Below are 26,292 nucleotides of genomic sequence, written 5' to 3' on the forward strand. Positions count from 1 at the left end.
GCTACTATCGGGCAATCCGAACACCGAAGCGTCTACCGGGAATGGGAGTGCGGCAATGTTCTTTCCTTACACAGGTGAGCAGGCGTTTCAACTCGGCCAGTTCATTGCCTGGGCGCTCTGCGAAGTTGGCCCGCTGATACTCCTGCCTTGCAGTGGACCGGTTCCCTTCGTACCTCCACCACTCTCCTAATTAGTCGAACTCGACTAATCGAGTTCGACTAATTACTCTAGGCATGTGGCTGGCTTCCGCGCGCTCGATACACCGCTCACCGTTGCTGTTCTGTCACTGCTCGCTGAACGCTCGCGCCATCCCTATGACATGACCGCTACCCTTCGCGAACGGCGCGTAGACGATGTGGTTCGCATGCGGGGCGGGTCCTTATATGACGCCATCGCCCGGCTGGAGAAGGCTGGACTGGTTGCGCCAACTGAAACAGGGCAGCAAGGTGCACGGCCAGAGCGAACCGTCTATTCAATAACTCCAGACGGTGAAAGGAAGCTCCGCGAACTCGTCGAGGAGTTCTTGAAGGAACCTGGCAACGAGTTCCCCCGATTTCCCGCCGCACTGGCACACATTCTCGTCCTGCCGCCCCCGACTGCTGCCCAATCACTACGGGCGCGCGCCGCGATCCTCGCTGCACAGACCGAAAGCGAACTGGCGGCAGGCCGCAGCCCTCTTCCACGCGCCGTCACTCTCGAAAGCGAGTATGCGCAGTGCATGCGTGAGTGCGAGATCAGGTGGCTCTATGGTGTCGCCTACGACATCGAATCCGGCGCACTTCCCTGGCCCCTCTCTGCCCTCCGATGGCATGAAGCACACACAAAGGAGCAAACGCTATGAGAGACGCTCACCAAATCGACCGGCTGCGGCGAAGACTCAAGCCGGTGAATCGCGTCGTCATTGCCTTACAGCGACTCGGCATATCCGTCGGCACCATGCACGTCCTTTCCGTACGGGGCCGCAAGTCTGGAGCTATCAAGTCGACGCCTGTCTCGCCGCTCACCGTCGACGGAAGCCGCTACATCGTTGCGGGTTTCGACCGGGCAGACTGGGTGAAGAACGTGCGTGCACAGGGCGAAGGCGTGCTTTCGCGAGGGAGGAAACGCCGTGCCGTCCGATTGACCGAGGTACCGCTTCACGCGCGTGGGCCGATCCTTCGAGCGTTCCCCCGCGAAGTCCCGCACGGCGTGCAATTCTTCGTGCGCACCGGGGTCGTCGAAAGTCCCGAACCTGACTCGTTCGCCGCTGCAGCCGAGCGTTGTCCAGTGTTCCTGGTGGAGGATGCGCGCTAGCTGTCTAAAACTAATCGACGCGTTAACCACCACGTTGTCGCGATACTAGACGCTGCCACGACGCAGACCACGGCGACTACGACGGGTTGCGAAGCGCCGAAATACGAGAATTGCACGTGCGATAGATACGGCGTACCTGGTGGCGCGTATGCTGTCCAGCCAAATTCCACGGCCATCTGCGCATACGACACCGCAGCGACCGGCCCAGCGAACAGTGAGCCAACCCCGAGGATTGCATACATAGTCAGGTTCTTCCCACGTGGAAATGCTGCGGTGATGGCGTACCCCGCAGCCGCTGCGATCGCGAAGAGAAAATAGATTTGCTGGAATTGAGCGCCTAGGAGCGCGGCTGCGGCCACGAGCAGTGGCGCTGCAATGCTTGCGAGCGGATGCGCCAATCTAAGTCCAGCCACAACACCCACGAGCACGCAGACGGCGACAACAGCGGCGCCAGCCACCTCAACGTTGAGCCCGCTCTGAAGCACCGGGAACGCCGCCCCGGCAACGACCATGCAGACGATGAGGAAGATACCCCCGCGGCCGCCAAGCCACAGCGCGACAAGGGCGGTGACAACCGCTGCGATTGCCACCCGGGCGATGCTTACAGCAGTGTTGCCGGGGAGCGGTATCGCGACGAGCAAAAGTCCGGTTGCCGCGAGAATCACGGCACCTACAACGATGCGGCGGTCGCCTGGGGTTCGCCGTGCGAGCGCCGCGACAATGAGTGTCACCAGACCCAGCGCTCCGAGCAGCCCTAGCACCGGCTCTGACTGCACGATGTAGTCGGCGTACCGGCGCGGAGTCGCAAGATCGAGATGTGCAACCGCCATCGCCACATAGCCCGTAACCACACCGGCGATCACGGCGACGCTGTGCCCGGCATCGCCCGGCCGCGCGGACAGCACAGCCGCAAGAAACACTCCAACTAAAATCCCGCCGAAAATGACCCCGGGGCTCAGCAACACTTGCGCGAGCATGAGTGCGATCGCGGAACCAGTGACCGTTGCCGCCCGCACCCAGAGATCAACTCCTGATAGCAAGTGCGCCGCCGCAACACCACTGAGCAGCGCCAATACGCCTGCGACGTACAGCGACTGGTGCGGAAGGGCGAACCACCGGTCGGCCATGAGGCCATTCGGCGTCCATTCACGTTGCACGAGAAGGACTACCGCAAGCAGCCCGGCGAGCCAAGCCGCCACTCGAGACATAACGGTGCGCATGTTCCCGACGCTATCGGCTGGGAGCGGATCGCGCGATCATGAAAGGTCTGCTCAATGAAAGTCTCTCGATTTCGCTTTCACCCGGAGCTCCAGTTGCTCGAGCCGGTCGGCTACCACGGTTACAACACCTTCGGCGTTCTGAATTTTGCCGCGCACCAAAAGAGCTGGGGCGGTATGCGCCAGGACGCGGTAGCGCTTCCATAAACCGACCGAGCACACCACATTGACCATCCCTGTTTCGTCTTCAAGGTTGATAAAGGTAACTCCCGCTGCTGTTGCTGGCCGCTGTCGGTGTGTCACGGCTCCACCGACGAGCACTCGCGAACCGTCAGGGACTCTCAATAGCTGATTTGCGGGGACCACTCCGAGTCGCTTCAGCTCTGGCCGCGCGAATTCTGTCGGATAATTGTCTGGCGTTATACCCGTTGCCCATGCATCAGCTGCGGCGAGTTCTGCGTAGCTCATACCCGGCAGTGGTGGCGCGTCCACCGATGGCCCCATACCTGGCAGTTTGCCTGGGCGTTCTTCCGCAGCGGCACCAGCTGCCCACAGTCCTTCGCGGCGGGTAAGCCCAAAGCATTCGAAAGCGCCTGCTGTGGCCAGTGATTCGATTTGTGCAGTGGTGAGCTCAACTCGCCCCGCAAGGTCAAGCAACACAGTGTATGCGCCGCCGCGTTCACGTTCTCGCACAATTTCTTCGGCTTTCTCTTTGCCGATCCCCCGCACAGATGCAAGGCCGATACGCACCTCCGTCCCCTCGTTTTCGAGGGTCGCGTGCGCGAGACTGGCATTCACATCTGGCCCATGAACTGTGACGCCGTGCCGTCGCGCATCGGCGACGAGAGACTGCGGCGAGTAGAAGCCCATCGGCTGGGCGCGCAACAATGCTGCACAGAACGCCGCAGGATGGTGGAGTTTGAACCAGGAAGAGTAGAAGACGAGCGCAGCGAAACTCTGCGAGTGACTTTCGGGAAAGCCGAAATTAGCGAAGGCGTAGAGCTTTTCGTAGACCCGGTCCGCAACTTCACCCGTAATACCGTGCTTCTCGCGCATACCTTCGTAGAAACGTGCTTTCAACCGTTCCATGCGTTCAGGTGAACGCTTGGATCCCATCGCCCGACGCAACTGGTCTGCTTCAGCGGGCGAGAATCCCGCAACATCAACAGCGATTTGCATGAGTTGTTCCTGGAACAGCGGCACTCCCAGTGTCTTCTTCAATGCCTTCTCCAATGCGGGGTGATCGTAGGTAACCGGTTCTTGCCCGTTGCGCCGGCGGATGTAGGGGTGAACGGATCCGCCCTGGATGGGTCCCGGCCGGATCAGCGCGACTTCCACGACAAGGTCGAAGAAATTCCGTGGTTTGAGCCGCGGCAGCGTAGCCATCTGAGCCCGCGACTCCACCTGGAAAACCCCAACCGAGTCGGCGCGCTGCAGCATTTCGTATACCGCTTCTTCGGTGAGGTCGATTTTGGCGAGATCCACCTGGACGCCCTTGTGTTCCGCCACAAGGTCCATGGCGTAGTGCAGCGCTGAGAGCATGCCCAGTCCGAGAAGATCGAACTTGACTAGCCCTACAGCGGCACAGTCATCCTTGTCCCATTGCAGAACACTGCGGTTCTCCATCCGCGCCCATTCGACCGGGCATACGTCCGCCACAGGACGGTCGCAGATAACCATGCCGCCTGAGTGAATTCCGAGGTGCCGCGGGAATCCTTCAATCTGCGCGGCGAGATCGAGTACCGGTTTGGGGATACCCCAATCCTCATCGTCGTTGCGTACGCCACTCCACCGGTCGACACGCTTACTCCACGCATCCTGCTGCCCCTGGGAAAAGCCCAGCGCACGCGCCATATCACGCACCGCGGAGCGGCCCCGGTAAGTGATGACATTCGCGACCTGAGCGGCATGCGTACGCCCATATTTCTGATAGACGTACTGAATCGCTTCCTCCCGCCGGTCAGACTCGATATCCAGGTCGATATCGGGTGGGCCGTCACGCTCCGGTGCAAGGAAACGTTCAAACAGCAGCCCATTCGCGACTGCGTCGACATTGGTGATGCCGATCGCATAACACACGGCGGAGTTTGCTGCTGACCCCCGGCCCTGGCACAGGATGTTGTTGCGTTTACAGAACGACACAATGTCATGCACAACCAGGAAATAGCCCGGGAAACCCAGCTGCTTGATGATGCGCAGCTCGTGTTCGATCTGCGCATGGGCTTTCGGGTGCGCCGCGCCGTACCGTTCACGGGCGCCCCGCATGGTGATCTCGCGCAGCCAGCTGTCCTCTGTATGCCCTTTCGGTACGCCGAATGGAGGCAGTTGCGGGGCGATCAAGCGCAAATCAAAGCTGCACTGCGCACCAATATCAGCGGCGGTCTGAACCACCCCCGGGTAACGCGCGAAAAGGTGCGCCATTTCTTCCCCAGAACGGAGGAAGCCGTGTGCTGCTGGCGGCAGCCAGCCGTTTACCTCGTCAAGGCTGCGCCGGGCCCGGACCGCCGCCATCGCTGCAGCCAGTCGAGACCTATCCGGCCGCGCAAAGTGGGCAGCAGTTGTCGCTACAGCGGGCAGACGATATTTCTGCGCTAGCTCGTAAAGGAGGTCATTGCGCTCATCGTCATCGGGCAGACCTGTTCTTGTGAGTTCTAGAGCTACAGTGCCGAAACGATCGATGAGCTGGCGCAACGCATGCTCAGCGGATTCTGGCCCGCCATGCGCAAGCGCTTTTCGCACATGGCCTTTCCTGCATCCGGTCAGAATTTGCCAGTGCCCTTGGGCCGCATCGGTAAGCCGATCGATGTCATACCGCGGCTTGCCTTTCTCTCCGCCAGCAAGGTGCGCTTCAGCAAGCTGGCGAGATAGCCTCCGATATCCTTCCTGGCCTTGAGCGAGCACGAGCAGGTGGGTGCCGTCCGGATCAGGTTCTCCCGTGCGCGGATTGATGGCGTCGAGGCCCAATTCTGCACCGAAAACTGTACCGATTTGGAGTTCCTGGGCAGCTTCCGCAAACCGCACCACTCCGTAAAGCCCATCATGGTCGGTGATGGCGAGGGCTTTCAGTCCGAGCCTGGCCGCGTGTTCAGCCATCTCTTCTGGCATCGAGGCACCGTCCAGAAAGCTGAAAGCCGTGTGCGCATGCAACTCCGCGTATGGAGTACTCCGCGCTGTGCGGGGTAACACAGGAGGCTCGTACGCCGTCCGCTTCCGCGTCCAAGCAGGGCTGTCATTTCCGTTCCCAGGCTCCTCTTTACGGATTGGTGCGGGACGGCTCGACAGGATGCGTTCGAGTTCCGCCCAAGTTGGCGGTCCGTTGAACCAGCTCACGGCAGACTTCCCCCTTCGACTGAGGCCAGGCGCAGGCTCGCCTTGCCACCACTTCACTGCAGGGCGGGGAAGTCACCCTGACACCATCACTATAGAACACATGTTCGATTGAAGGAAGTGATTTGCCCGCTATCGCTGAAGCCGACTGCGCCGCAGGCGGGCAATCTCAGCGGTGAGTTCGCGGTTGCGCTCCTCAAGCGCGAGGATCTGCGCTACACCCGCCAGGTTTACCCCGCCGGAAACGAGTTCACCGATGCGCGAGAGCACCGCGAGGTCGTCTTCGCTGTAGCGCCGCGTACCCCCAGCGGTGCGCTGCGGCGACAACAGGCCAAGGCGCTCATAATGGCGCAGCATCTGCACCCCGACGCCTGATAGTTCTGCGGCAACCGATATCGCGTATACACCGCGCGCGGAGCCAAGGGGGCCGTCAGCCATCATTCCTCCTCATTCCGCGAAAGACTCTTGTGCAAGCACCACCGTAGTGCTAAAAAAACTATAAGAGATGCCATAAGGTTTTCTCTAGCAAGTCTCACCAATAAGGAGGTGGAAAAGATGCTCATGCGTACCGATCCATTCCGAGAACTTGACCGCCTGGCACAGCAAGTCCTCGGCACACCTGCCCGGCCTGCCGTCATGCCGATGGATGCCTGGCGCGAAGGTGACAAGTTTGTCGTTGAGTTCGACCTTCCAGGCATTGACAAGGACTCACTCGACCTCGACATCGAACGCAACGTGCTGACGGTGCACGCCGAACGGCCCGACCGCGAAGACGGACGGGAAATGCTCGCTGCCGAGCGTCCTCGCGGGGTTTTCAGTCGGCAACTCTTCCTCGGCGACAACCTCGATACTCACGCGATAGAAGCCAGCTATGAGAATGGTGTCCTTCGCGTATCGCTTCCTGTTGCCGAGCGAGCCAAACCACGCAAGATCCAAGTCAGTGGCCCAGCGTCGGATAAGCAAGCGATCGACGCATGACAAACCTAGGTGGCTCAACCCGCCCCTCCTCGCGGGTGAGCCACCTAGAGTCGAAAGGATGACGGAGCGGTTACACCAGTACACGCATGCGGGCTTCACTTTCGACGTACTGGATACGGGACCGGCGGATGGCGACCCGGTCGTACTCCTGCATGGCTTCCCGCAACGCAGCTCGTGCTGGGTAGCCGTGATGGATCAGCTCAATCTTCACGGCTACCGCACCTACGCGCCTGACCAGCGAGGTTATTCGAAAGGCGCGCGCCCAAGAGGCCGCATGGCCTACCGCATGGGCGAACTCGTCGCAGATGTCATCGCCCTCGTCGAGGCGATCGGCTCCGAAAGAGTGCATCTTGTCGGGCACAACTGGGGGGCTCTTGTGGCATGGACGCTGGCCTCTCAGCACGCTGAACGTGTCAGCACGCTGACAACCGCATCGGCGCCTCACCCCGGCGCTTTCGCCGCGTCGATGCTGCGCAGCGATCAACTCGCACGTTCATCGTATGTTCTGCTTTTTCAGGCTCCGATCATTCCCGAGATCACTATGACGCAGTTCCCTGCAGCAATCGAAATCGCATTGCGCAAGTCCGGCATGACCCCGGCACAGATAGAAGCTTTCCGCAGTGAAATCGTTGCCGATGGGGCACTCACTGGCGGGCTCAACTGGTTCCGTGCGATGGCCTTCACTGGACAGAACGGTGCTGCGAAACGCATCGATGTCCCGACCACCCATGTGTGGGGACGGGCCGATCCGGCAATCGGCCGCAAAGGAGCGGAGCTTACTGCCGACTACGTTTCAGCTCCCTACAAGCTTGAGGTCCTGGATAACGTTGGGCACTGGATCCCCGAAGAGGCGCCGGACGCGTTCGCGCGCATCATCATCGAACGCGCCACCGACGCGAGTGAGTGATCCCGAAACGGAGGGCGTAACGAGCGGAGAGTGTCCACCATATGAGACATTTGCTATCACAGGTAGTACATACGGCACATAACGGCCATAGTCGGGTCATCGTGTCGTTTGATCAGAAGACATGTGGGCAGTAATTCCCCATACTGGTGTTCAGTTACATCCGATCAGAAAGGTCTTCACATGTTGCCTCCGATCGATCAGATTGATGCGATCGTCCGCGACCTCGTCTGGCAGAACTTTGGTGCAGTGCTTCAGATCCTTGAGTTGATCCCCAGCTACTTCCCTTGATCTGACCTCACTCCCAGCGGCCTTCGAGTTTCCATTCGCCTGCGGTGCACTTGACGAGTAGCGCACTGCCGTCTTCTGTGAGGATTTCCAGGCGGGCTACTCGGTCAGCGGAAGCGGCGTCCCACCAATTTTCGTCCGTGCACCACGGCCCCGCCCACGCCACGACGGGTGACCATTGCCTCCCCCACTCGATGATTCTGGGTTCGGACGCAAGTAACCCCCTTCCTGTGACACGGACTGTGTGACGTGTTTCGTCAAGCACTTGGACCTCCAGGCAGGGGGTGAATACCACCGACGGTGCCGGTTCAGGCAGCACACCTGGCCACGGCGCGTCTGGGTCAGCGTGTGGAATTTGTTCATCACCGAGCGCCACTAGCGTTACCCGCTCCGCGGGACTTCGCCCCCCACTAGGGACGCCCACCCGCACTGCATCACCACCGAGGAGCCCTTGCACCCGGATCAATGCACGCCGGGCCCGCTCCTCGCCCTCACCCACGCCGCCCCATAAACCCAGTTGCAGCGCACCTGAACTGACAACTTCCACGGGTTCGAGCCGCAACTGAGTAATTCCTGCCGTCGGCGCACTGCCATGGTGACCGGTAAGCCAGCCGTCAAGCTGCCACCTGATCCGGTCCGCTGTCCCTTCAGGCGTCAACGGCTCAGCGCAGCGCCACACGCGCGCGTGCTCCTCACCGTTCCCCGTAATCGCATGTACCCGCAAGCGCATGCAGGCGACATTCGCAGAAGCCAGCTTCTCGTGTAGTTGCAGGGCAAGCGCTCGACCCGCGAACGCTGCCATATCGACTCGTTCAACCGGCGGATCACATCGTTGGGCAACGTCAAGATCAGGAGGAAGCGCACGACCCGACGGCGGACGATCAGGCTCACCGCGAGCACGCCGGTGCGCCAGAATCGCATCCGTACCGAACCTGGATGCCACGTAACGCGGTTCGATGGCCGCGAACTGGCCGATCGTGCGTATTCCAAGCCGGTGCAACAACCCAGCAAGTTCCTCACCAGCGATGAACCCCGGTTCCACCGTTAACTCGCCGATAGGCAGCGAAGAGAGATACGCTGCGTCACCACCGGGCAGGACGATCTGCCCACGCCTGGCAGCAAGTACTGCAGTGAAAATCTGGTCCGCGATTCCCGCCTGACACTCCACACCTACTGCCGCGACAGCATCGATGAGCTTCTCCGCTGCCGCTTCCTCTCCACCGAGGTATCTCGATACGCCCCGTGCGGGCAGCACCAGCAAGCCAGCCCGGACAATCTCAGTGCCAGGAACAATTGCGTCCACGGCGGCAGCGACTGGCTCGAATCGGCGATTATCACGACCTTCATCCGCGGTAACGACGTGCAAGTGCGGACAACGAGCTTGTGCCTCTCGCCGCCGGATACCACGGCGCACACCCTGTCTGCGCGCCGTCGCCGAACACGCCCGCACTCGATTACTGAGCATCACCGCAATCGGCTGATCCGGCGGCACATCCGCCTCCGCGGCCGCCGCCACAGCAGGCCAATCGGGACACCACAACGCTAGTACCCGGACATCATGATCCGTCATGACCCCACCCCAAGAGCAGAGGCATCCGGGAACGAAACGGGAGCGGTTATTGTTTCCTCCGCCTCCCATCGGACTCGGCCCGCCATGCACGTCAGCCGCATCGTCGAGCGCCGCTGCTGAAACGAACGGCCGCTTGCCTGCACAGCCAGACTGAGACCCCGTATCCGGCCATGCCCGCGCCCCAATCCGCGATAGCCGCATATCTGGCTTTCCAGCGCTACCTCCGGATTTGGCCACTGGCCGTCCACGATCGCGAGCACAGCATTTTTGCTGCGCACGCGAGCAGTGACAGCACGCGCCCGCGTATACGACACCTGCACACCACACAGCCCAAGAACCACCAAATCGACCCCGTCGAGCAACACTGCCGCGACTTCCACAGGATCCGGTCCAGGATCGGGGATCACCGCGACCCGGCGGAGATCACCCCCCATCTCCGCGACCGCTAACAAACTCAGCTCCGGCAGCCCCACTACCGCTACATGCCCATCCGCTGCCGTGACCGAAGCGATAAACCCTAGCACCGCGAACCGAGATCCCGTTAAGCCCACCACCGAGCCTTTCGCGAGGAACCGGCCAGGAAAGAGCTCCTCGAAAGGCCCCGGGACAGGCAATCCGCCCGTCCGCGGCGCAAGCTCCGGAGTGGCCTCTGGAGCTTGTGCCGCTGCCAGTGACTGCGGAGCTACTGCGCCCACCCGGCCAGGTACAGCCGCCATCCTGCGGCGCAGCTGCTCTATCTGCTCCTGCCGCGGCAGCGTCGCCAAATTCTGCGAGCAAAAGGACATACCTCTCCCCTGGACTCAAATGGTGCGTGGGCGCGGGGAAGGCGCAACCTCACTATCGAACACAAGTTCGATAGTTCTAGTAAACCTCAGGGGTCTGACAATTGCGAGTGGCGTTGATCGGCTAGTGAGTAACAGGTCACAAAAGAAGGGGCTCAGCGCATCAACTGCATTACAACTTCGCACTGCCCTGATCACAGTTGCCCCTGCTCGCTGTCGCGAAACCCTACCTCACCACTACATTCTGGAGAATGACGAACCTGGAACAAGCGCGCCGCGCAGCTGGATCCGGCTACTTGGTGGCAAGCCGCTATCGGCTGCGTTCCAGAATCGGAAGCACCGGCAGCGCCGCACCATGGCTTGCGAAGGATCAAATCCTTGATCGCGATGTCGTCGTCAAACCGGCCATCGCAACACCAGGGCTTCCCAAGGCCGCCATCGCCGAAGCCCGCAGCCGCGCACTGCGTGAAGGCAGTGCCGTCGCACGACTAGCCCACGACAATATTGTTGACCTCTATGACGTCGCACTCGACGGCGACGACCCCTGGATGGTCATGGAATACGTGCCCTCCATCGGTCTGGCCCACGCACTGGCGCTGCGCACTCGGCTCACATCGATGCTCGCCGCGCAGATCGGCGCTCAAGTCGCGAATGCACTAGCAGCTGCCCACGACACCGGACTGCTGCACCGCGACGTCAGCCCCGGCAACATTCTCATCACCAACGGCCGCAATCCCGGGCGTGTGAAGCTCACTGGCTTCGGCTTGGCTCAGCCAGCAGATGTACAGTTCGCCCACCTCAATGTCATCGGGACACCAGGCTACCTGGCCCCCGAAGTGGCACGTGGCGAGCAAGCAACCGCGGCCAGTGACGTCTTTTCGCTAGGCGCGACCCTATACGCGGCAGTCGCAGGCATGTCGCCGTTCGGTCCCGCCACCGACCCGATCGCGCAACTCAACCACACAATCAGCGGGCAGGTGCGGCCGCTGCCAGTGCGCGACGAATTCGCCACCATCATCATGCGGATGCTTGAGACCGATCCTTGCTCCCGGCCAAGCGTTCTCGAAGCACGCAATGCGCTGGCATCAATCGCAGCCGGCAGCGATGGGACAGCTTCGTTCGTTCTTTCCGCGCCACTGCAGATTCCGCCCGGTGAAATCCCCTTCTGGCAAAAGCGCACTGCTGCTGGCGCCCGCACGGACCGTAGCGTATTGCGCAGTCCGCTCAGTACGACATTGCCCAGCGCCGCAACGCCGCCAAGCGCACCGCAAAGTGCGGCGCTCTGGGCGGGCACCAGCACCCCCGAAAGCTCACTGCCAGCACCTTCTGCACCACGATTCAAGCCGCGGCCGATCGTCGTCGACCCCGAACCTGAGCCAGTCCGTTACTCCGAGTACGGAGAGGGCGAACTCGCCGAAATCATGAGCACCAACAGGCTTTCGCTCATCGTTGCGCTGTTGCTGCTCGGCCTGGGACTGGGCGCCGCGCTGATCGTCGGGATGATCGTAAGCCAGATCTAACTGATATGTCTCCGGTGGGCCCAGCGGGTCAGCGCGTTGCGATTCGACTGCTGGGTCTTCCTCAACACATTTGACGCGTGAGTCTCCACCGTCTTGATGGAGATGAAGAGCTCTTCCGCGATTTCCCGATACGTGTACCCACGCGCGAGCAGCCGCAACACCTCGAGTTCCCGGGGCGTGAGTGAGTCCAGTTCCGGATCGAGGGGCGGCTCAGGAACGGGCGATTTACCGGTAAACGAGTCGAGCACGAACCCTGCCAGACGCGGACTGAACACCGCGTCCCCGCCCGCGACTCGGCGTACCGCGTCGGCGAGTTCCGGCCCGGAAATCGTCTTAGTCACGTAACCCCGAGCCCCGGCCCGAATGACGGCGATGACGTCCTCCGCCGCATCCGAGACGCTCAGCGCGAGAAAAACCGGCCCGCCATCGACTTCCCTTAACACGCTCACACCACCCCCGTGTGGCATGTGGACATCAAGCAGCACGACATCTGGTTTGGATTGGCGGATGCCGCTGACCGCGTCAGCAACGGTCCCGGCCTCGCCGACGATTTCCAAGTCACGCTCAGTAGCCAGTTCCGCCCTGACTCCCGACCGGAAGACTGCGTGGTCGTCGACGAGAAAAACCCGATACGTTCGATCGGTCACTTCTCCTCCTCCGGCTCAGTATCGTCACGGTCGAGGTAGATCCGCACCTCAGTACCTTTCCCGAGTCCTGTTCGGATGTCTACCGAACCACCGCGGCGCTCCATCCGCTGCCGGACCGATTTCGCCAGGCCCTGCCGATCCGCTGGCACCGCATCCGGATCGAAACCCTTTCCCCGGTCACGCACGAACACACTGACCTTCTCTGGTTCCACCTCTGCAAAGAGGTCCACATTGGACTCCCCTGAGTGTTTCGCCGCGTTCACCAGTGCTTCTCGCACCGCGCCCAGCAATGCGGTATTTGCGGGCGAATCGCTGATCCGCACGTCGCCAACAGTCACCGGCTGTATTGTCACGCCATACTGATCCTCGACCTCACCCGCGAGCGACTTCAGTGCGGCAGCAAGGCTCTCGGGGCTTTCGGATTCTGCGCTGAAAAGCCACCTGCGCAACTCACGCTCCTGCATGCGGGCCAACCGCTGAACTTCCGCAGGACGCTCGGAGCGTTTCTGGATCAGCGCAAGTGTTTGCAAGACGGAATCATGCAGGTGCGAAGCGATTTCATCACGCTCTTCGGTACGGATGCGCGCTGCACGCTCTTCGTTGAGCGCCCGCCACATGCGCAGCCATAGCGGAATCGTCAGGACCGCGACCCCCGCAAGGGTAACGAGCACCGCCATGAGGGACGAGCGCAGCGCGCCGAAATCAACCTGATCGAGCCAAATCACTGAGAGGCCAAGTACCACCAGGGTGACGCCGCCGATCACCCGCACCCAGGTCAGTGCAGTCGGACGCTGCGACAGTCCCAGCATTGACCGCGGCGCACCCACATCGAATTCGCGCCACACCAGTGCGGCGCCGGCTATCGCTACGAGCACCGGAACAAGCACTGCCCCGAGCGCTCCGCTTGACAGCAGACTGAACGCGACTGCCACCGCGCCGCCGATCGTCGCGAGACCAATCGCCTGCCGCCGAACCTCCGGCGCAAGCGGTTCGGTATCGGATCCGGGGGGTGTCAGAATCCACAGCAAGCCATAGGCAACTACGCCGATTCCTGCGGCAGCAGCAAGCAGCACGAAGGCCAATCGGACCCTCTGCTCGTCGACACCGAGATGGTCAGCGACGCCGCCCGCGACACCGCCGACGACGCGCCCCCGGACGCGGCGGTGCATCGCCGGTGCTACGGCGTCTGAGCGCAGGGCAGGGTTCACGCTTCGATCCTGACACGATTGTTGGTGCTGCAGCATCAGGGCTCTACCCTGAACACAAATCTCAGGGTAATCCGCTCCCCAGCAGCGAGATCGGTGGAAGATCAGGGAATCACCTGATTTCGCCGGGGCATCGCGGCAAGCATCATGAAATCATGACCACGACGAGCTTCAGCGACCAGGTCAACGACATCTGGCGCACGCGCCCCGCGCGACTCAGCCATACCGGGAAAATCGCGGGAGTGTGCTCAGGCTTCGGGCACCGGTACGACATCGATCCAGTCCTCATCCGCGTTGCGTTCATCGTGTCCGCGTTCTTTGGCGGCGCGGGAATCGTGCTCTACCTGGCAGCCTGGCTGCTCCTGCCGAAGGATGCCGACCACGTGTCTGCAGGTGAGTCGCTACTCGGGCGCGGGCAAAGCTCACAATCACAGAGCAGCACGGTCGTGCTCGTCATCGCGCTGGCGATAGCCGCGAGCATCGTCACGCCGATCGGTCTGAGTATGAGTGGCTCTGGCCTCGTCAGCTTCGCGCTGATGCTCGTTGGCTGGTGGTTGCTATACCAGCGCCGTCCAGCGCAGCCACCGCTGCCCGCGTATGTCACCGCCTGGACGCCACCCGTCGCGCCCGGCTGGAGCGACCAGGGCGCGCCAGTTTACGGACCGGCGGCATGGACGCCACCACAGCAATATCAGCAGCCGCCACCGGTACCTCAACAAGCTGAAGCAGCGCCTGACAACGCGGACGTGGAAGCACCCGCAGACCGGGTTGCACATGAAGTCAAGGAGTCCCCTACGCTGCCACAGGTCCAGCCGCTTGTGCGACCGGCGGAAGTGACCAAGAAGACCACGCAGCATGCGCAGGACCACGCACAGCCGCCCTCCTGGGATCCGCTTGGGGTCGCTCCGTTCGCCTGGGACCTCCCCGAACCTGCGCCCGCACGTGAACCAGTGGTCGTGAAACCGCAGTCACGGATCACCGCTGTTACTCTCGGCCTAGCGATCATCACCGGCGCCGTCCTGACTGCACTCGCGCTCCTCTTCGGTGTCTCGTGGCTGACAGCGGGCCGCATCGGCGCGATCACACTCGCGGTTATCGGCGTTGGTTTGCTAATCGGCGCCTTTCGCGGCGCGGGGCACGGTCTCGTCCCAGTGGCGGCACCACTCGCCGGGTTCGTGATCATCGCGACTATCGCAGCGCCCTTTGACTTCTCGTACTTCAAGGCGGGTATCGGCGAACGCAGCTACCAACCCGTCGCGATAAGCGATCTGCAGCCCGAGTACCGGCTCGGCATGGGGAGCCTGACCGTCGATCTCCGCGAACTCGATCTGACCGAGAACGCTGCCATCGACGCATCGGTAGGGATTGGGGAACTCGTTGTGCGGGTTCCTGACGACATCAACGTCCGCACCTCGTGTGACGTCAAGATGGGCGAGATGGCATGCCCAAGCCAGGGACTCACCCTCGGCGCTGGCACCGAGGACGCACCAGAACTGACGGTGAACGCATCGGTGAATACCGGAAGGGTGGAGATTCTCCATGGCTGACAATCGGACCCCTCAGCCCGCACGCAGCAACGGAATAAGCCGCTTCTCACCCTTACTTCTGCTCGTCGCCGCTGGCTCACTGTTGGTGAGTGCGTGGGCGCTCGCAGACCCCTCAGGGGACGCGGGCGCATTGCGCACGCTGCCCTGGATGCTCATCGCACTCGCCCTTGTCGTGGGCCTCGTGCTCGTCCTCGCACCGGTCAAACGCGGCAGCAGATAGGCACCGGTTGCACTAACCGGGCCCGACGGCGGCGATGCGCCGCCACGACCACCAGAACACCAGAGCAGTCAGCGCGGAAGCGCCCGCAGCTAGGCCGTGCAGCGCTAAATACATGTTGTAGTCGAGCACCTCATCCGGATGGGTGGGGTGCTCGCCCATAACGAGAATCAGTGCACCCAGACTCAACGAAATGGCCGCACCCACTGCAATCGGTGCTACGACAAAAACCACACGCAGCGGGTACCGTCCAGAGCGCACCCGCACGAGCGAGCCCCGCTTCACCAGCACCACTGTGACCGCACACGCCACCCCGAGCGCCACCAGATCCGCACCCAGGGTGTCGCTGAATCGGTGCCATTTCGACGTCAGAGTGTGTGCCCCGATCGCGATCGCGTAGAACGCGCCAAGGAACATCGCAAGCCCGCGCCAGGCGAACGGAACCACGATCAGCAGCGCGAAAAGCACGGACATCGCGATAGCTGTATGTCCGCTCGGAAAGCTGTTGCTGGCATACGGCCCGGTTACTTCTGCGAGTTCGGGGCGCGGCAGCACGAACCGTTTCAACACCTGAGTAATCACCGACGAGCCGACGATGACTACCGCTGCTGCTACCGCTAGGTCTACCCGTTTACGAACTAGCGCAAAGAGCACGACGAACAGCGAGACTGCACCGAGCGACGAGACTGTAATCGCATTGAGCGCCGCATCGGATTCCACGACAAGTGCCGCATCCTCCTGGTCAGCACCGCGCAGCGCGGCGTTCTCAATGCGCTGTCCGGGTGCAGTGAGCACGAAGGCCGCATACGTCAGCCAGAATCCAGCAAATGCCACCGCAGTGAGAACTGCCCAGCGGACACTGCTGGTCACTGCTGGGTTCGGGGTCTGAGTCGACGCGCTCACTCCCACTCGATCGTGCCTGGCGGTTTGCTCGTCACATCGAGTACGACGCGGTTCACCTCCGCCACTTCATTGGTGATACGGGTCGACACCCGCTCGAGGACCTCGAATGGAACGCGAGTCCAATCGGCTGTCATGGCATCCTCGCTGCTGACTGGACGCAGCACAATGGGATGACCGTACGTTCGGCCGTCCCCTTGCACGCCGACGCTGCGAACATCTGCAAGCAGAACAACGGGGCACTGCCAAATTTGCCGGTCGAGGCCAGCGCTTGTGAGCTCCTCACGCACAATCGCGTCCGCCTGCCGCAAGGTGGCAAGACGGTCCGCCGTCACCGCACCCACAATGCGGATAGCGAGGCCGGGGCCCGGGAACGGCTGCCGCTGGACGATATCCTCTGGCAGCCCAAGTTCTCGGCCCACCGCGCGAACCTCATCTTTGAAAAGCAGCCGAAGCGGCTCGACGAGCGTGAACTGGAGATCCTCCGGGAGACCGCCCACGTTGTGGTGGCTCTTGATGTTCGCGGTCCCACTGCCACCACCCGATTCGACCACATCTGGGTAGAGGGTGCCCTGCACGAGGAAGTCGACAGTGTCACCGTGTGCGGCGTTCTCGCCTAGCACCTCTGCAACGGCGCCCTCAAAGGAACGAATGAACTCCCGGCCGATCGTCTTACGTTTCGTCTCCGGATCGGAGACGCCCTTCAACTCGCGCAAGAACGTGTCCGCAGCATCGACTGTGACGAGATTCGCGCCCGTCGCTTTCACGAAATCATGTTCGACCTGCTCGCGCTCACCAGCGCGCAGCAGACCATGGTCGACGAATACGCACGTCAGCCGGTCCCCAATCGCGCGCTGCACGAGTGCCGCGGCGACCGCGGAATCCACGCCGCCGGAGAGGCCGCAGATGGCGCGCCCGGCACCGACCTGGTTGCGGACCTGCTCGACGAGCGCGTCGGCGATATTGGCGGGTGTCCACGCCGGCTCGATCTCGGCGATGTCGTGCAAGAACCTCGACAGCACCTGCTGCCCGTGGGGGGAGTGCAGTACCTCTGGGTGGTACTGGACACCAGCCAGGCCACGCGCCCGGTTCTCGAACGCTGCCACCGGTGCGCCGACGCTGCTCGCCGTCACCTCAAAGCCATCCGGAGCCGCAGTGACAGCGTCACCGTGACTCATCCACACCGGCTGCGAGGCGGGCAGCCCGTCATGCAGAACACCGCCAGAGACGTTCAGTTGCGTGCGCCCATACTCCCGGGTGCCGGTGTGCGCGACCGTGCCGCCGAGTGCCTGCGCCATCGCCTGAAAGCCGTAGCAGATGCCGAAGACTGGCACATTAAGATCGAAAAGTGTGGCGTCTAATTCGGGGGCGCCTTCCTCGTACACACTCGACGGTCCGCCGGACAGGACGACCGCACGCGGGTTCTTCGCGGCGATATCGGCAACCGATGCGGTGTGCGGCATCACCTCGGAATAGACGCGCGCCTCGCGCACCCGCCGGGCGATAAGCTGCGCATACTGGGCGCCAAAGTCGATGACAACGACAGGACGGTCCTGGGCGGTTTCAGTCACCCCGATAGTGTAAGCGGTCTCCTGCGTCGCCCCCGCGCAGTAGCCGGGCAGCAGCAACAGCCGCGAGCACGCCGCCCCCAAACACAAGCACGAGACCAGGGCCCGGCATCCAGCCAGAGGTGCCCACCAGATTCAGCACATGCACCAGCTGCCACACCGGGAGCATGACGCAGACCACCGACATGACAGCCGCCTGGATGCCCGCGAGCCGGCGAAGCGCCGCCGGGAGCACGGCTCCGGCGAGGCCGAGCAGGGCTACGTAGAAGGTCCACAAACCGGGACCGCGTACGCCTGAGACGTTCTCTACCGCGGTGGAGATCCACGGCAGAAAGGAACCAAAGACCACCATCGCTACCGCCCCCGCAAGCTGACGGCGGCCCTGGACAACCGGGCGCTTCGACACCTGTTTTGAAGGTGCTGCTGCCCGGCTGCCCCTGGTCTGGTGGGATGCGGTGCTGTGAGCCATGGCACGACTGTACGAGTTGCATGCCACTCATCGCACGACCTGCGGCCGGAACGCGCCCGCCAAACGGCAGCTATGCCGCGGTCAGCGGTCGGTTTCTAGCGTCCAGCGGTGCGTTTTTGTTCCTGACCGAGATCACACACCGCTTATCGCACCATCCTCACCGCTCGGCGCGAAAGGTGACCCAGATCACGCCAATTGCTTGACCCGGTCCAATTAGCCCAGGTTTTCTGACGCCCGCAACCTCATTTCCCGGAAGGACCAAGATGGATGAACAGTCACGCCGGGTGTACTGGCGCAAAAACTTGAGACTTATGGCCGTGCTACTGACTATCTGGGCGCTTGTGTCGTTCGGTGCCGGGATTCTCTTTGCTGACCTGCTGAACAACATCGTGATCGCCGGCTTCCCCCTCGGATTCTGGTTTGCCAACCAGGGGTCGATTCTGGTCTTCGTTGCCTTGATCGCGGTTTACGTGTGGCGAATGGACAAGCTCGACGCCCAATTCGGGATCCATGATTACGAGAGCGATGTGCACCACTCATGACCGATATCCAACTCTGGACCCTGATCTTCGTAGGTGGTTCTTTCGCCGTCTACATCTACGTCGCCTACCGCAGCCGCGTGAAAGACACCTCGGAGTTCTACGTGGCCGGTGGCGGCATCCCCGCACCTGCTAACGGTGCGGCAATCGCGGCCGACTGGATGAGCGCGGCCTCGTTTATCTCGATGGCCGGGCTGATCGCGCTCGCCAATAACGGGTACGGCGGCTCGGCGTTCTTGATGGGCTGGACCGGCGGCTATGTGCTCCTTGCTTTGCTGCTGGCACCCTACTTGCGCAAATTCGGCAAGTACACGATTCCGGACTTCGTTGGCGACCGATACAACGAAACCGCACGGATCATCGCTGTGGTGTGCGCGCTCGTTGTCTCGCTGACCTATGTCGTGGGCCAAATGGCAGGCGCCGGAGTGGTATTCGGACGCTTCCTCGGTGTTGACACCTCCATCGGCGTCCTCATCGGAATGACCGTGGTGTTCTTCTACGCCGTGCTCGGCGGAATGAAGGGCATCACCTGGACTCAGGTTTGTCAGTACGCGGTGCTGATCACCGCGTATCTCATCCCCGCCGTTGCGATCTCGGCCAAGCTGACTGGTATTCCGCTGCCACAGATCGGCTTCGGGCAGATCCTCGACGAACTCGAGGCGCTGCAAGCACAACTTGGATTCAGCGAGTACACCGCCGCCCTGTTCGGGGGCGACAAGCTGAACATGATCCTGCTGACCGCGTCGCTGATGTTCGGCACCGCGGGTCTGCCGCACGTGATTATCCGCTTTTACACCGCAAGTTCGGTGCGAGCCGCGCGCTACTCGGCACTGTGGGCCATCTTCTTCATCGCGCTGCTCTACACCACAGCCCCAACCGTGGCGGCGTTCGCGAAGTTCAACATCCTGGAGACGTCGCTTGCCGGCACGCTCAGCGAGCAAGCCTGGTTCCAGACCTGGACCGACGTAGGTTTGATCACCAACAGTGCCGGTGACCCGATCCCCTCCGGCGCAGATGCCGTCTTCCGCGGTGACGCAGCCAATGAGGTGCTGATCAACAACGACATTCTGGTACTCGCCTCGCCAGAGATCGGCGGCCTCCCCGCCCCGATCGTCGGCCTGGTTGCTGCCGGTGGCGTCGCTGCAGCCTTGTCCACCGCATCTGGACTGCTATTGGTGATCTCCTCGGCGGTCGCCAACGACATCTACCACAAGCGGATCAACCCGAAAGCGAACGAAAAGCAGCAGGTCCGTGTCGCCCGTATCGCCATGGCTCTTGGAATCTTGCTCGCCGGATACCTCGGCATCAACCCACCGGGCTTCGCCGGAGAAGTGGTCGCCCTCGCTTTCGGACTCGCGTGCGCGAGCTTCTTCCCCACTTTGCTGCTGGGCATCTTCTGGAAGAAGTGCACCGCGATCGGCGCCGCAGCCGGCATGGCAACTGGCATCACCGTCACGATGCTCTACTTCATCTGGACCTTGCCCAGCGAGTCGGCGCCAATCTTCTTAGGGAACGAGCCAATCGCGGGCATAGCACCGACCGGGTTCGGCGTCATCGGCATGCTGTTCAACTTCGCCGTGACATTCGCTGTTTCAATGTTCACGCCGAAGCCGTCGCACGAGATGCAGAACCTGGTCGAGGAGATCCGCTACCCGGGTCACACCGATCTGGTCGCTATGCACGCTGCGGGCGAGGACGTGCACGGATACGAGTCTGAGTACCTGGACCAGCCGACAGACCGATCTCGGCGCAATACCTAGTCTCGGCGCTGTCCGGGGGCCGCTTTCGCGCGGACCCCGGATAGTTCGCTGAGTTATGCGATGCGGTCGCTCTGCTTCAGCGTCGACCACCCGATAGCTGCTGGCGCATGGCTCGGTACGACAGGGTGTCGCGGCGGAACAGGATCCATCCGCAGATAGGGTTCGCCTTGCTGTGGCCGCTGGTCAGCTTCTCCCTTGTTGGGCCACAGTGACGCGGCTCGCTCGGCCTGAGCTGAGATGGTGAGAGACGGGTTGACTCCCAGGTTCGCAGACACCGCGGCGCCATCAACCACGTGCAGCGTCGGGTAGCCGTACACACGGTGGTAGGGGTCGATGACACCGTGGTCAGCGTCTTCGCCTATTGCCGCGCCGCCGAGGAAGTGCGCCGTCAGCGGAATGTTGAACACTTCTGACCAGGTGCCTCCTGCGACACCCCCGATTTTCTCGGCAATACGCCGACAGGCCTCGTTACCCACCGGGATCCACGTGGGATTTGGCTCTCCATGTCCTTGCCTCGAGGTGAGCTTCCGCCCGAACAAACCACGCTTCGTGTATGTCGTGATCGAGTTGTCCAGATGCTGCATGACGAGCGCGATAATCGTTCGTTCACTCCAGTTGCGCACGGTGAGGACGCGCACGAACTGTGCGGGGTGCCTAAGTACGGCTAACACGAATTTCAGCCAGCGAGGCAGCTTGCCGCCACCGTCGACCATCAGGGTCTGCAGCATGCCCATCGCGTTGGAGCCTTTGCCGTACCGCACCGGTTCAATGTGGGTGTCGGCTGTCGGGTGGAACGATGAGGTAATCGCCACGCCTTTCGTGAGATCCATTTCTGGATCCACCTTGTACTTCGCGGCCCCCACAATCGATTCCGAGTTTGTGCGTGTGAGCACACCCAGCTGGGGTGAAAGCGCCGGGAGCCTGCCTGCGTCATGCATTGCGAAAAGGAGGTTCTGCGTGCCCCACGTCCCTGCGGCCAAAACGACGTGCCGAGAGGTGAAGTCCTTTCGGCGTTTACGCACCCACGCGCCGGTGCGTTCCGTTTCGACGCGCCAAGTTCCGTCCGCGTCTTGCGTCAAGCCCGTGACGGTCGTCAGAGGGAATATTTGTGCGCCAGCGTCCTCAGCAAGCCCGAGGTAGTTCTTGACCAGGGTGTTCTTGGCGCCGACGCGGCACCCGGTCATGCATGATCCGCACTCCGTGCAGCCTGTCCGGTCAGGACCGACCCCACCGAAGTAGGGATCCGGCACCGTCTTACCTGGTTCTCCGAGATACACGCCAACTGGGGTGTGGACGAATGTTCCGCCCGCGCCCATGTCTTCCGCGACTTCCTTCATCACGTAGTCCGCCGGAGTCATGTGCGGGAAGCGCACCACACCGAGCATGCGCTGCGCCTGCTCGTAATGTGGCGTCAATTCATTTCGCCAGTCGGTAATTCCCGACCATTGCCGGTCCTTGAAGAACGGCTCACCGGGGACGTACAGCGTGTTGGCGTAGTTCAGCGAACCACCACCCACACCTGCGCCCCCAAGAATCATGACGTCCCGGAGAAGATGCATCCGCTGGATCCCGTAGCACCCCAGCTTCGGCGCCCACAGAAACCGGCGAATATCCCAGCTTGTTTTCGGGAACTGGTCGTCGCCGAAACGGCGTCCTGCCTCGATGACAGCGACCTTGTACCCCTTTTCGACGAGACGCAGCGCTGTGACGCTGCCGCCGAATCCAGAACCGACGATCACAACATCGAAATCGAGTGGGTTGCTGCTGGCCACGTTGCCACCTCCGCTGACGGGAAACTGCATCAAGTGTGCCGCACCAGGTCGCGGAGGAACAGCAGAGGTTCCCCTAACGGTGGATCAGTAGCGAACCGTCAGCCCGACCTTCTGAAACTCTTTGAGATCGGAGTATCCCGCCTTCGCCATCGCCCGGCGCAGGCCGGCGACGATATTGATGTAACCGAACGGATCGTCAGCGGGGCCGTTGAGCACCTTCTCCAGGCTGGTCTGCTCTTCAGGTGCCGTCATCTGGACGACCGAGCCGCGCGGCATCGAGGGATGCGCCGCGACGGAGGGCCAGTACCAGCCACGCCCAGGCGCTTCCTTCGCAGCGGTCAGCATAGTTCCAAGCATCACCGCGTCAGCCCCGCAGGCGATTGCTTTGGCGATGTCCCCCGAACTGTAGAGGTCGCCGTCGGCCAGCACATGGACGTATCTGCCACCAGTCTCGTCGAGGTATTCGCGCCGTGCCGCGGCTGCGTCAGCGATCGCTGTAGCCATGGGCACACCGATGCCCAGCACATCGTGCGTCGTTGTCGCCGCGGACGACCCATAGCCCACGATCACACCTGCCGCTCCGGTGCGCATCAGATGCAGCGCGGTGCGGTGATCACTGACGCCGCCAGCAACAACAGGCACATCAAGTTCCGCGATGAAATTCTTGAGATTGAGCGGCTCGTTGCTCGATACATGCTCGGCCGAAATGATCGTGCCCTGAATGACGAGGAGATCAATACCGGCTTCGAGCAGAATCGGGGTGAGTTCCCGCGCTTTCTGCGGACTGACACGCACGGCGGTGGTAACCCCCGCGTCCCGCACCTCGGCTACCGCGGCGGCGAGCAGTTCTGGCTGCAATGGCGCCGCGTGCAGTTCTTGCAGCATCCTGATGGCTGCGGAGGGGCCGGCCTCACGCTCAGCCACCTCGGTGAGCTTGGCGAGCTTCTCTTCCACATCACGGTGACGCCCGATGAGGCCTTCGGCATTGAGGACCGCGAGCCCGCCCAGCCGGTGGAACTCGACCGCGAAAGCGGGCGACGTGATCGCGTCAGAGGGGTGCGCCACGAGCGGTACACCGAACCGGTACGCGTCGAGCTGCCAGGCCGTCGACACTTCCTTCGCGGATCGCGTGCGCCGCGAAGGAACGACGCTCACGTCTGCCAATCCGTACGTGCGGCGAGCCGACCTGCCCATACCGATCTCAACGTGGTCCTGCACGCGCGTCCCTCTCTGCTTGTGTGCGTGGCGGGCGCCGCCCTGTGCACACGCGTCAACGGCGCTGGGCAGACGAAAGCAGCACTCCTTGCGAGTACTGCGCCCGAAAACCGTACCTCACCCTCGCGGATCTCAGCGAACGGCGTAGTTCGGTGCCTCGACAGTCATCGTGATGTCGTGCGGGTGACTTTCCTTCAGACCCGCAGCAGTTATCTGGACAAACCGGGCTTGCTGAAGTTCTTCGATCGCGTTCGCACCCGTGTAACCCATCGCGGCACGCAACCCGCCCACAAGTTGGTGCGTTACCGAACTGAGCGGTCCACGGAAGGGTACGCGTCCCTCGATCCCTTCGGGCACCAGTTTGTCTTCTGACAGCACGTCGTCCTGGAAGTACCGGTCCTTCGAGAAGCTGCGCGACTCACCGGACTGGCCCGTCTGGCCCCGGCCCTGCATCGCACCGAGCGAACCCATACCCCGATAGCTCTTGAACTGTTTGCCGTTGACGAAAATCAGTTCGCCTGGCGATTCGGCGGTTCCTGCCAGCAGTGAGCCGAGCATTGCGGTCGACGCACCAGCGGCAAGTGCCTTCGCGATGTCACCGGAGAATTGCAGACCGCCATCGGCGATCACGGGGACACCGGCTGGCTTACAGGCGGCGACGGCTTCCATGATCGCAGTAACCTGCGGTGCGCCAACGCCAGCGACAACACGGGTTGTGCAGATCGACCCTGGGCCGACACCAACCTTGACCGCGTCGGCACCCGCATCGACAAGCGCTTGCGCGGCCTCTCGAGTAGCTACGTTGCCGCCGATGACGTCAACGTTCTCTCCGACTTCTGCCTTGAGCTTGCTCACCATTTCAAGGACACGGCGGTTGTGCGCGTGTGCCGTATCCACGATGAGCACGTCGGCACCCGCATCGACAAGTTGCATCGACCGCGTCCACGCGTCGTCCCCCACGCCGACCGCCGCACCGACGAGCAAGCGGCCATCGGTGTCTTTCGTTGCGTCTGGGTACTGTTCGGTCTTGACGAAGTCTTTGACCGTGATGAGGCCCCGGAGTGCGCCTTCACCATCGACGATGGGAAGCTTTTCGATCTTGTGGCGGCGCAAGAGTCCCAGCGCCGCTTCGGCGGTTACGCCTTCGCGCGCGGTGATGAGCGGCATCTTCGTCATCACTTCCGACACAGGACGGCGCATATCGACCTCGAATCGCATGTCGCGGTTCGTGATGATGCCGAGCAGCTGGCCTGCGTTGTCAACGACCGGGAGGCCAGAGATCCGGAACCGGGCGCACATGGCATCCACCTCGGCGAGTGAGTCCGTAGGACGGCACGTGACCGGATCGGTGACCATTCCCGCTTCGGACCGCTTAACCGTCTCGACCTGCGAAGCTTGCGCTTCCGGCGAGAGGTTGCGATGCAGTACACCCAACCCGCCGGCCCTCGCCATCGCAATAGCCATTCGCGCCTCAGTGACGGTGTCCATCGCCGAACTTACCAGCGGCACCCGCAGGCGAATTCGCTTCGTGAGCTGACTCGAGGTGTCAACTTGACTGGGGATGACATCGGACGCTGCAGGCAAAAGCAGAACATCATCAAACGTCAGCCCTAGCATGGCAATCTTGCCAGGATCGTCTCCGCCTGTGTGAGCGCGCTGCGCCAGGGTTGTCATGCCGAGCGGCCTTCCTTCGTTGCTTATTTCCCAGCCGGAACTATGCCCGGGAACTCTGCTGCGAGATGCTGGAATGGACGTTACCCGCCGTTCCAAGCAATCCGCGCATTCCTATCCATGATAGATGGCGCGAGGGACTGGTTTGACCGCTCCACAGCGGGCAGCGGCGCTAAGTCAATCCACAGCAATTTCCCAGGACAGCTGCCTCTGCAGCCCCCTGCGAACAGCGCGGCGAGAAGTCGTCACTACGGACGGCCACGCGATACTTCGGTCGAACTCGTCCCGCAACAGTTAACGGAGCGACGTCCGGCCGCGCAGAAAGCTACTCAGCGGTGCCCATAGCAGAGGCAACAACCGCAATCTCAAGAAAATTTCAGGTTCAATTGCCGCAACGCGGCCGAACCGGTGGCGAAGAAGGGTGATTTCTCAGTACGGTAGTGGCGTGCGCGATCAACTTCCACCTGGTTTACCGCCGGATCCCTTCGCAGATGATCCGCAGGATCCGGCTGCGGTACTCGACGCCCTGGACCCGGGGCAGCCTCTTGACCCGCACGAACGAATGGCGATCGAAGAGGACCTTCAGGATCTCGCTGTCTACGAGGCGCTGCTAGCGCACCGCGGCATCCGCGGCCTCGTCGTGTGCTGCGAGGATTGCCAGAAGGATCACTTTCACGACTGGGACATGCTGCGCGCGAATTTGCTCCAGCTGTTGACCGATGGGACAGTCCGCCCGCATGAACCCGCGTTCGACCCTAATCCAGAGGCGTACGTCACCTGGGATTACTGCCGTGGCTACGCCGACGGTGTGATGAGTGACATCTCACCACAGAACCGCGGTATCTACCGCTCTTGGCTCCAGGGTGGGAGAGAAGCCTAACCTGTGCAACGGATATAGCGTGG

The 26,292-nt window shown here is 62.1% G+C and carries 23 protein-coding genes; 10 read left to right on the forward strand and 13 right to left on the reverse strand.

Annotation, left to right across the window (positions count from 1 at the left end; genetic code table 11):
- The first annotated feature begins 235 nt into the window (after positions 1-235).
- Both ONR57_RS04100 and ONR57_RS04105 read left to right on the forward strand, forming a co-directional pair.
- Positions 236-841, forward strand: a complete 606-nt coding sequence (locus ONR57_RS04100; protein ID WP_265121633.1) for a PadR family transcriptional regulator — start codon at positions 236-238, stop codon at positions 839-841.
- On the forward strand, positions 838-1,293 hold the full coding sequence (locus tag ONR57_RS04105) for a nitroreductase/quinone reductase family protein (RefSeq protein ID WP_265121634.1): 456 nt from the start codon (positions 838-840) through the stop codon (positions 1,291-1,293). Before ONR57_RS04100 ends, ONR57_RS04105 begins: the two co-directional genes overlap by 4 nt.
- Here the strand turns inward: ONR57_RS04105 and ONR57_RS04110 are convergent.
- From ONR57_RS04110 to ONR57_RS04120, 3 genes are all read right to left on the reverse strand, one after another.
- Entirely contained in the window at positions 1,290-2,513 is a 1,224-nt protein-coding gene (locus tag ONR57_RS04110; RefSeq protein ID WP_265121635.1) for a hypothetical protein, read from the reverse strand. The two genes, ONR57_RS04105 and ONR57_RS04110, sit on opposite strands and share 4 nt — an antisense overlap.
- 51 nt (positions 2,514-2,564) lie before the next feature.
- Entirely contained in the window at positions 2,565-5,840 is a 3,276-nt protein-coding gene (locus tag ONR57_RS04115; protein ID WP_265121636.1) for an error-prone DNA polymerase, read from the reverse strand.
- Positions 5,841-5,969: 129 nt separating this feature from the next.
- On the reverse strand, positions 5,970-6,278 hold the full coding sequence (locus tag ONR57_RS04120; RefSeq protein WP_374116381.1) for a MerR family transcriptional regulator: 309 nt from the start codon (positions 6,276-6,278) through the stop codon (positions 5,970-5,972).
- 114 nt (positions 6,279-6,392) lie between these two features.
- Between ONR57_RS04120 and ONR57_RS04125 the strand changes: the two genes are divergently transcribed.
- Positions 6,393-6,815, forward strand: a complete 423-nt coding sequence (locus ONR57_RS04125; RefSeq protein ID WP_265121638.1) for an Hsp20/alpha crystallin family protein — start codon at positions 6,393-6,395, stop codon at positions 6,813-6,815.
- A gap of 58 nt (positions 6,816-6,873) precedes the next feature.
- Positions 6,874-7,722 (forward strand): alpha/beta fold hydrolase, encoded by an 849-nt coding sequence (locus ONR57_RS04130; protein ID WP_265121639.1) that lies wholly within the window; start codon positions 6,874-6,876, stop codon positions 7,720-7,722.
- A 295-nt stretch (positions 7,723-8,017) separates the two neighbouring features.
- Here the strand turns inward: ONR57_RS04130 and ONR57_RS04135 are convergent, their stop codons facing one another.
- Together ONR57_RS04135 and ONR57_RS04140 are read right to left on the reverse strand one after the other, a co-directional pair.
- Complete coding sequence (locus ONR57_RS04135) at positions 8,018-9,577, reverse strand: DNA polymerase Y family protein (RefSeq protein WP_265121640.1); 1,560 nt, start codon at positions 9,575-9,577, stop codon at positions 8,018-8,020.
- Positions 9,574-10,341, reverse strand: coding sequence for a hypothetical protein (locus ONR57_RS04140; RefSeq protein ID WP_265121641.1), 768 nt, complete (start codon positions 10,339-10,341; stop codon positions 9,574-9,576). The genes ONR57_RS04135 and ONR57_RS04140 overlap by 4 nt, the downstream gene beginning before the upstream one ends.
- 269 nt (positions 10,342-10,610) lie before the next feature.
- Between ONR57_RS04140 and ONR57_RS04145 the strand changes: the two genes are divergently transcribed.
- Positions 10,611-11,879 (forward strand): serine/threonine-protein kinase, encoded by a 1,269-nt coding sequence (locus ONR57_RS04145; RefSeq protein WP_265121642.1) that lies wholly within the window; start codon positions 10,611-10,613, stop codon positions 11,877-11,879.
- On the opposite strand, the gene ONR57_RS04150 is transcribed toward ONR57_RS04145, so the two are convergent.
- Both ONR57_RS04150 and ONR57_RS04155 read right to left on the reverse strand, forming a co-directional pair.
- Complete coding sequence (locus ONR57_RS04150; RefSeq protein ID WP_265121643.1) at positions 11,876-12,526, reverse strand: response regulator transcription factor; 651 nt, start codon at positions 12,524-12,526, stop codon at positions 11,876-11,878. The genes ONR57_RS04145 and ONR57_RS04150 overlap by 4 nt on opposite strands.
- Positions 12,523-13,734: a sensor histidine kinase gene (locus tag ONR57_RS04155; protein WP_374116382.1), complete on the reverse strand. Its 1,212-nt coding sequence runs from the start codon at positions 13,732-13,734 to the stop codon at positions 12,523-12,525. The genes ONR57_RS04150 and ONR57_RS04155 overlap by 4 nt, the downstream gene beginning before the upstream one ends.
- Positions 13,735-13,886: 152 nt before the next feature.
- Between ONR57_RS04155 and ONR57_RS04160 the strand changes: the two genes are divergently transcribed.
- Both ONR57_RS04160 and ONR57_RS04165 read left to right on the forward strand, forming a co-directional pair.
- Positions 13,887-15,278: a PspC domain-containing protein gene (locus tag ONR57_RS04160; protein ID WP_265121644.1), complete on the forward strand. Its 1,392-nt coding sequence runs from the start codon at positions 13,887-13,889 to the stop codon at positions 15,276-15,278.
- Entirely contained in the window at positions 15,271-15,498 is a 228-nt protein-coding gene (locus ONR57_RS04165; RefSeq protein ID WP_265121645.1) for a hypothetical protein, read from the forward strand. Before ONR57_RS04160 ends, ONR57_RS04165 begins: the two co-directional genes overlap by 8 nt.
- A 12-nt stretch (positions 15,499-15,510) precedes the next feature.
- On the opposite strand, the gene ONR57_RS04170 is transcribed toward ONR57_RS04165, so the two are convergent.
- From ONR57_RS04170 to ONR57_RS04180, 3 genes are read right to left on the reverse strand one after another with little or no spacing between them, the layout of a single operon-like run.
- A complete protein-coding gene (locus tag ONR57_RS04170; protein WP_265121646.1) occupies positions 15,511-16,398 on the reverse strand; it encodes a phosphatase PAP2 family protein in 888 nt (295 codons plus the stop codon).
- Complete coding sequence (guaA, locus tag ONR57_RS04175) at positions 16,395-17,966, reverse strand: glutamine-hydrolyzing GMP synthase (RefSeq protein ID WP_265121647.1); 1,572 nt, start codon at positions 17,964-17,966, stop codon at positions 16,395-16,397. Before guaA ends, ONR57_RS04170 begins: the two co-directional genes overlap by 4 nt.
- Positions 17,959-18,432, reverse strand: coding sequence for a hypothetical protein (locus tag ONR57_RS04180; protein ID WP_265121648.1), 474 nt, complete (start codon positions 18,430-18,432; stop codon positions 17,959-17,961). The genes guaA and ONR57_RS04180 overlap by 8 nt, the downstream gene beginning before the upstream one ends.
- 263 nt (positions 18,433-18,695) lie before the next feature.
- On the opposite strand from ONR57_RS04180, the gene ONR57_RS04185 reads away from it, so the two are divergent.
- Positions 18,696-18,974, forward strand: coding sequence for a DUF4212 domain-containing protein (locus ONR57_RS04185; protein ID WP_265121649.1), 279 nt, complete (start codon positions 18,696-18,698; stop codon positions 18,972-18,974).
- On the forward strand, positions 18,971-20,731 hold the full coding sequence (locus tag ONR57_RS04190) for a sodium:solute symporter family protein (RefSeq protein ID WP_265121650.1): 1,761 nt from the start codon (positions 18,971-18,973) through the stop codon (positions 20,729-20,731). Before ONR57_RS04185 ends, ONR57_RS04190 begins: the two co-directional genes overlap by 4 nt.
- Before the next feature lie 53 nt (positions 20,732-20,784).
- Here ONR57_RS04190 and ONR57_RS04195 read toward each other — a convergent pair whose 3' ends face one another.
- The 3 genes from ONR57_RS04195 to guaB form a co-directional block, all read right to left on the reverse strand.
- Complete coding sequence (locus tag ONR57_RS04195; RefSeq protein ID WP_265121652.1) at positions 20,785-22,503, reverse strand: FAD-dependent oxidoreductase; 1,719 nt, start codon at positions 22,501-22,503, stop codon at positions 20,785-20,787.
- Between the two features lie 84 nt (positions 22,504-22,587).
- Positions 22,588-23,697, reverse strand: a complete 1,110-nt coding sequence (locus ONR57_RS04200) for a GuaB3 family IMP dehydrogenase-related protein (RefSeq protein ID WP_265121790.1) — start codon at positions 23,695-23,697, stop codon at positions 22,588-22,590.
- Between the two features lie 153 nt (positions 23,698-23,850).
- Entirely contained in the window at positions 23,851-25,392 is a 1,542-nt protein-coding gene (gene guaB / locus ONR57_RS04205; protein ID WP_265121653.1) for an IMP dehydrogenase, read from the reverse strand.
- A 442-nt stretch (positions 25,393-25,834) separates the two neighbouring features.
- Here guaB and ONR57_RS04210 point away from each other — a divergent pair, with 442 nt between their 5' ends.
- On the forward strand, positions 25,835-26,269 hold the full coding sequence (locus ONR57_RS04210) for a DUF5319 domain-containing protein (protein WP_265121655.1): 435 nt from the start codon (positions 25,835-25,837) through the stop codon (positions 26,267-26,269).
- Positions 26,270-26,292 lie beyond the last annotated feature (23 nt).

The sequence above is a fragment of the Hoyosella sp. YIM 151337 genome (assembly GCF_026041215.1).
Taxonomy (GTDB): Bacteria; Actinomycetota; Actinomycetes; order Mycobacteriales; family Mycobacteriaceae; genus Hoyosella.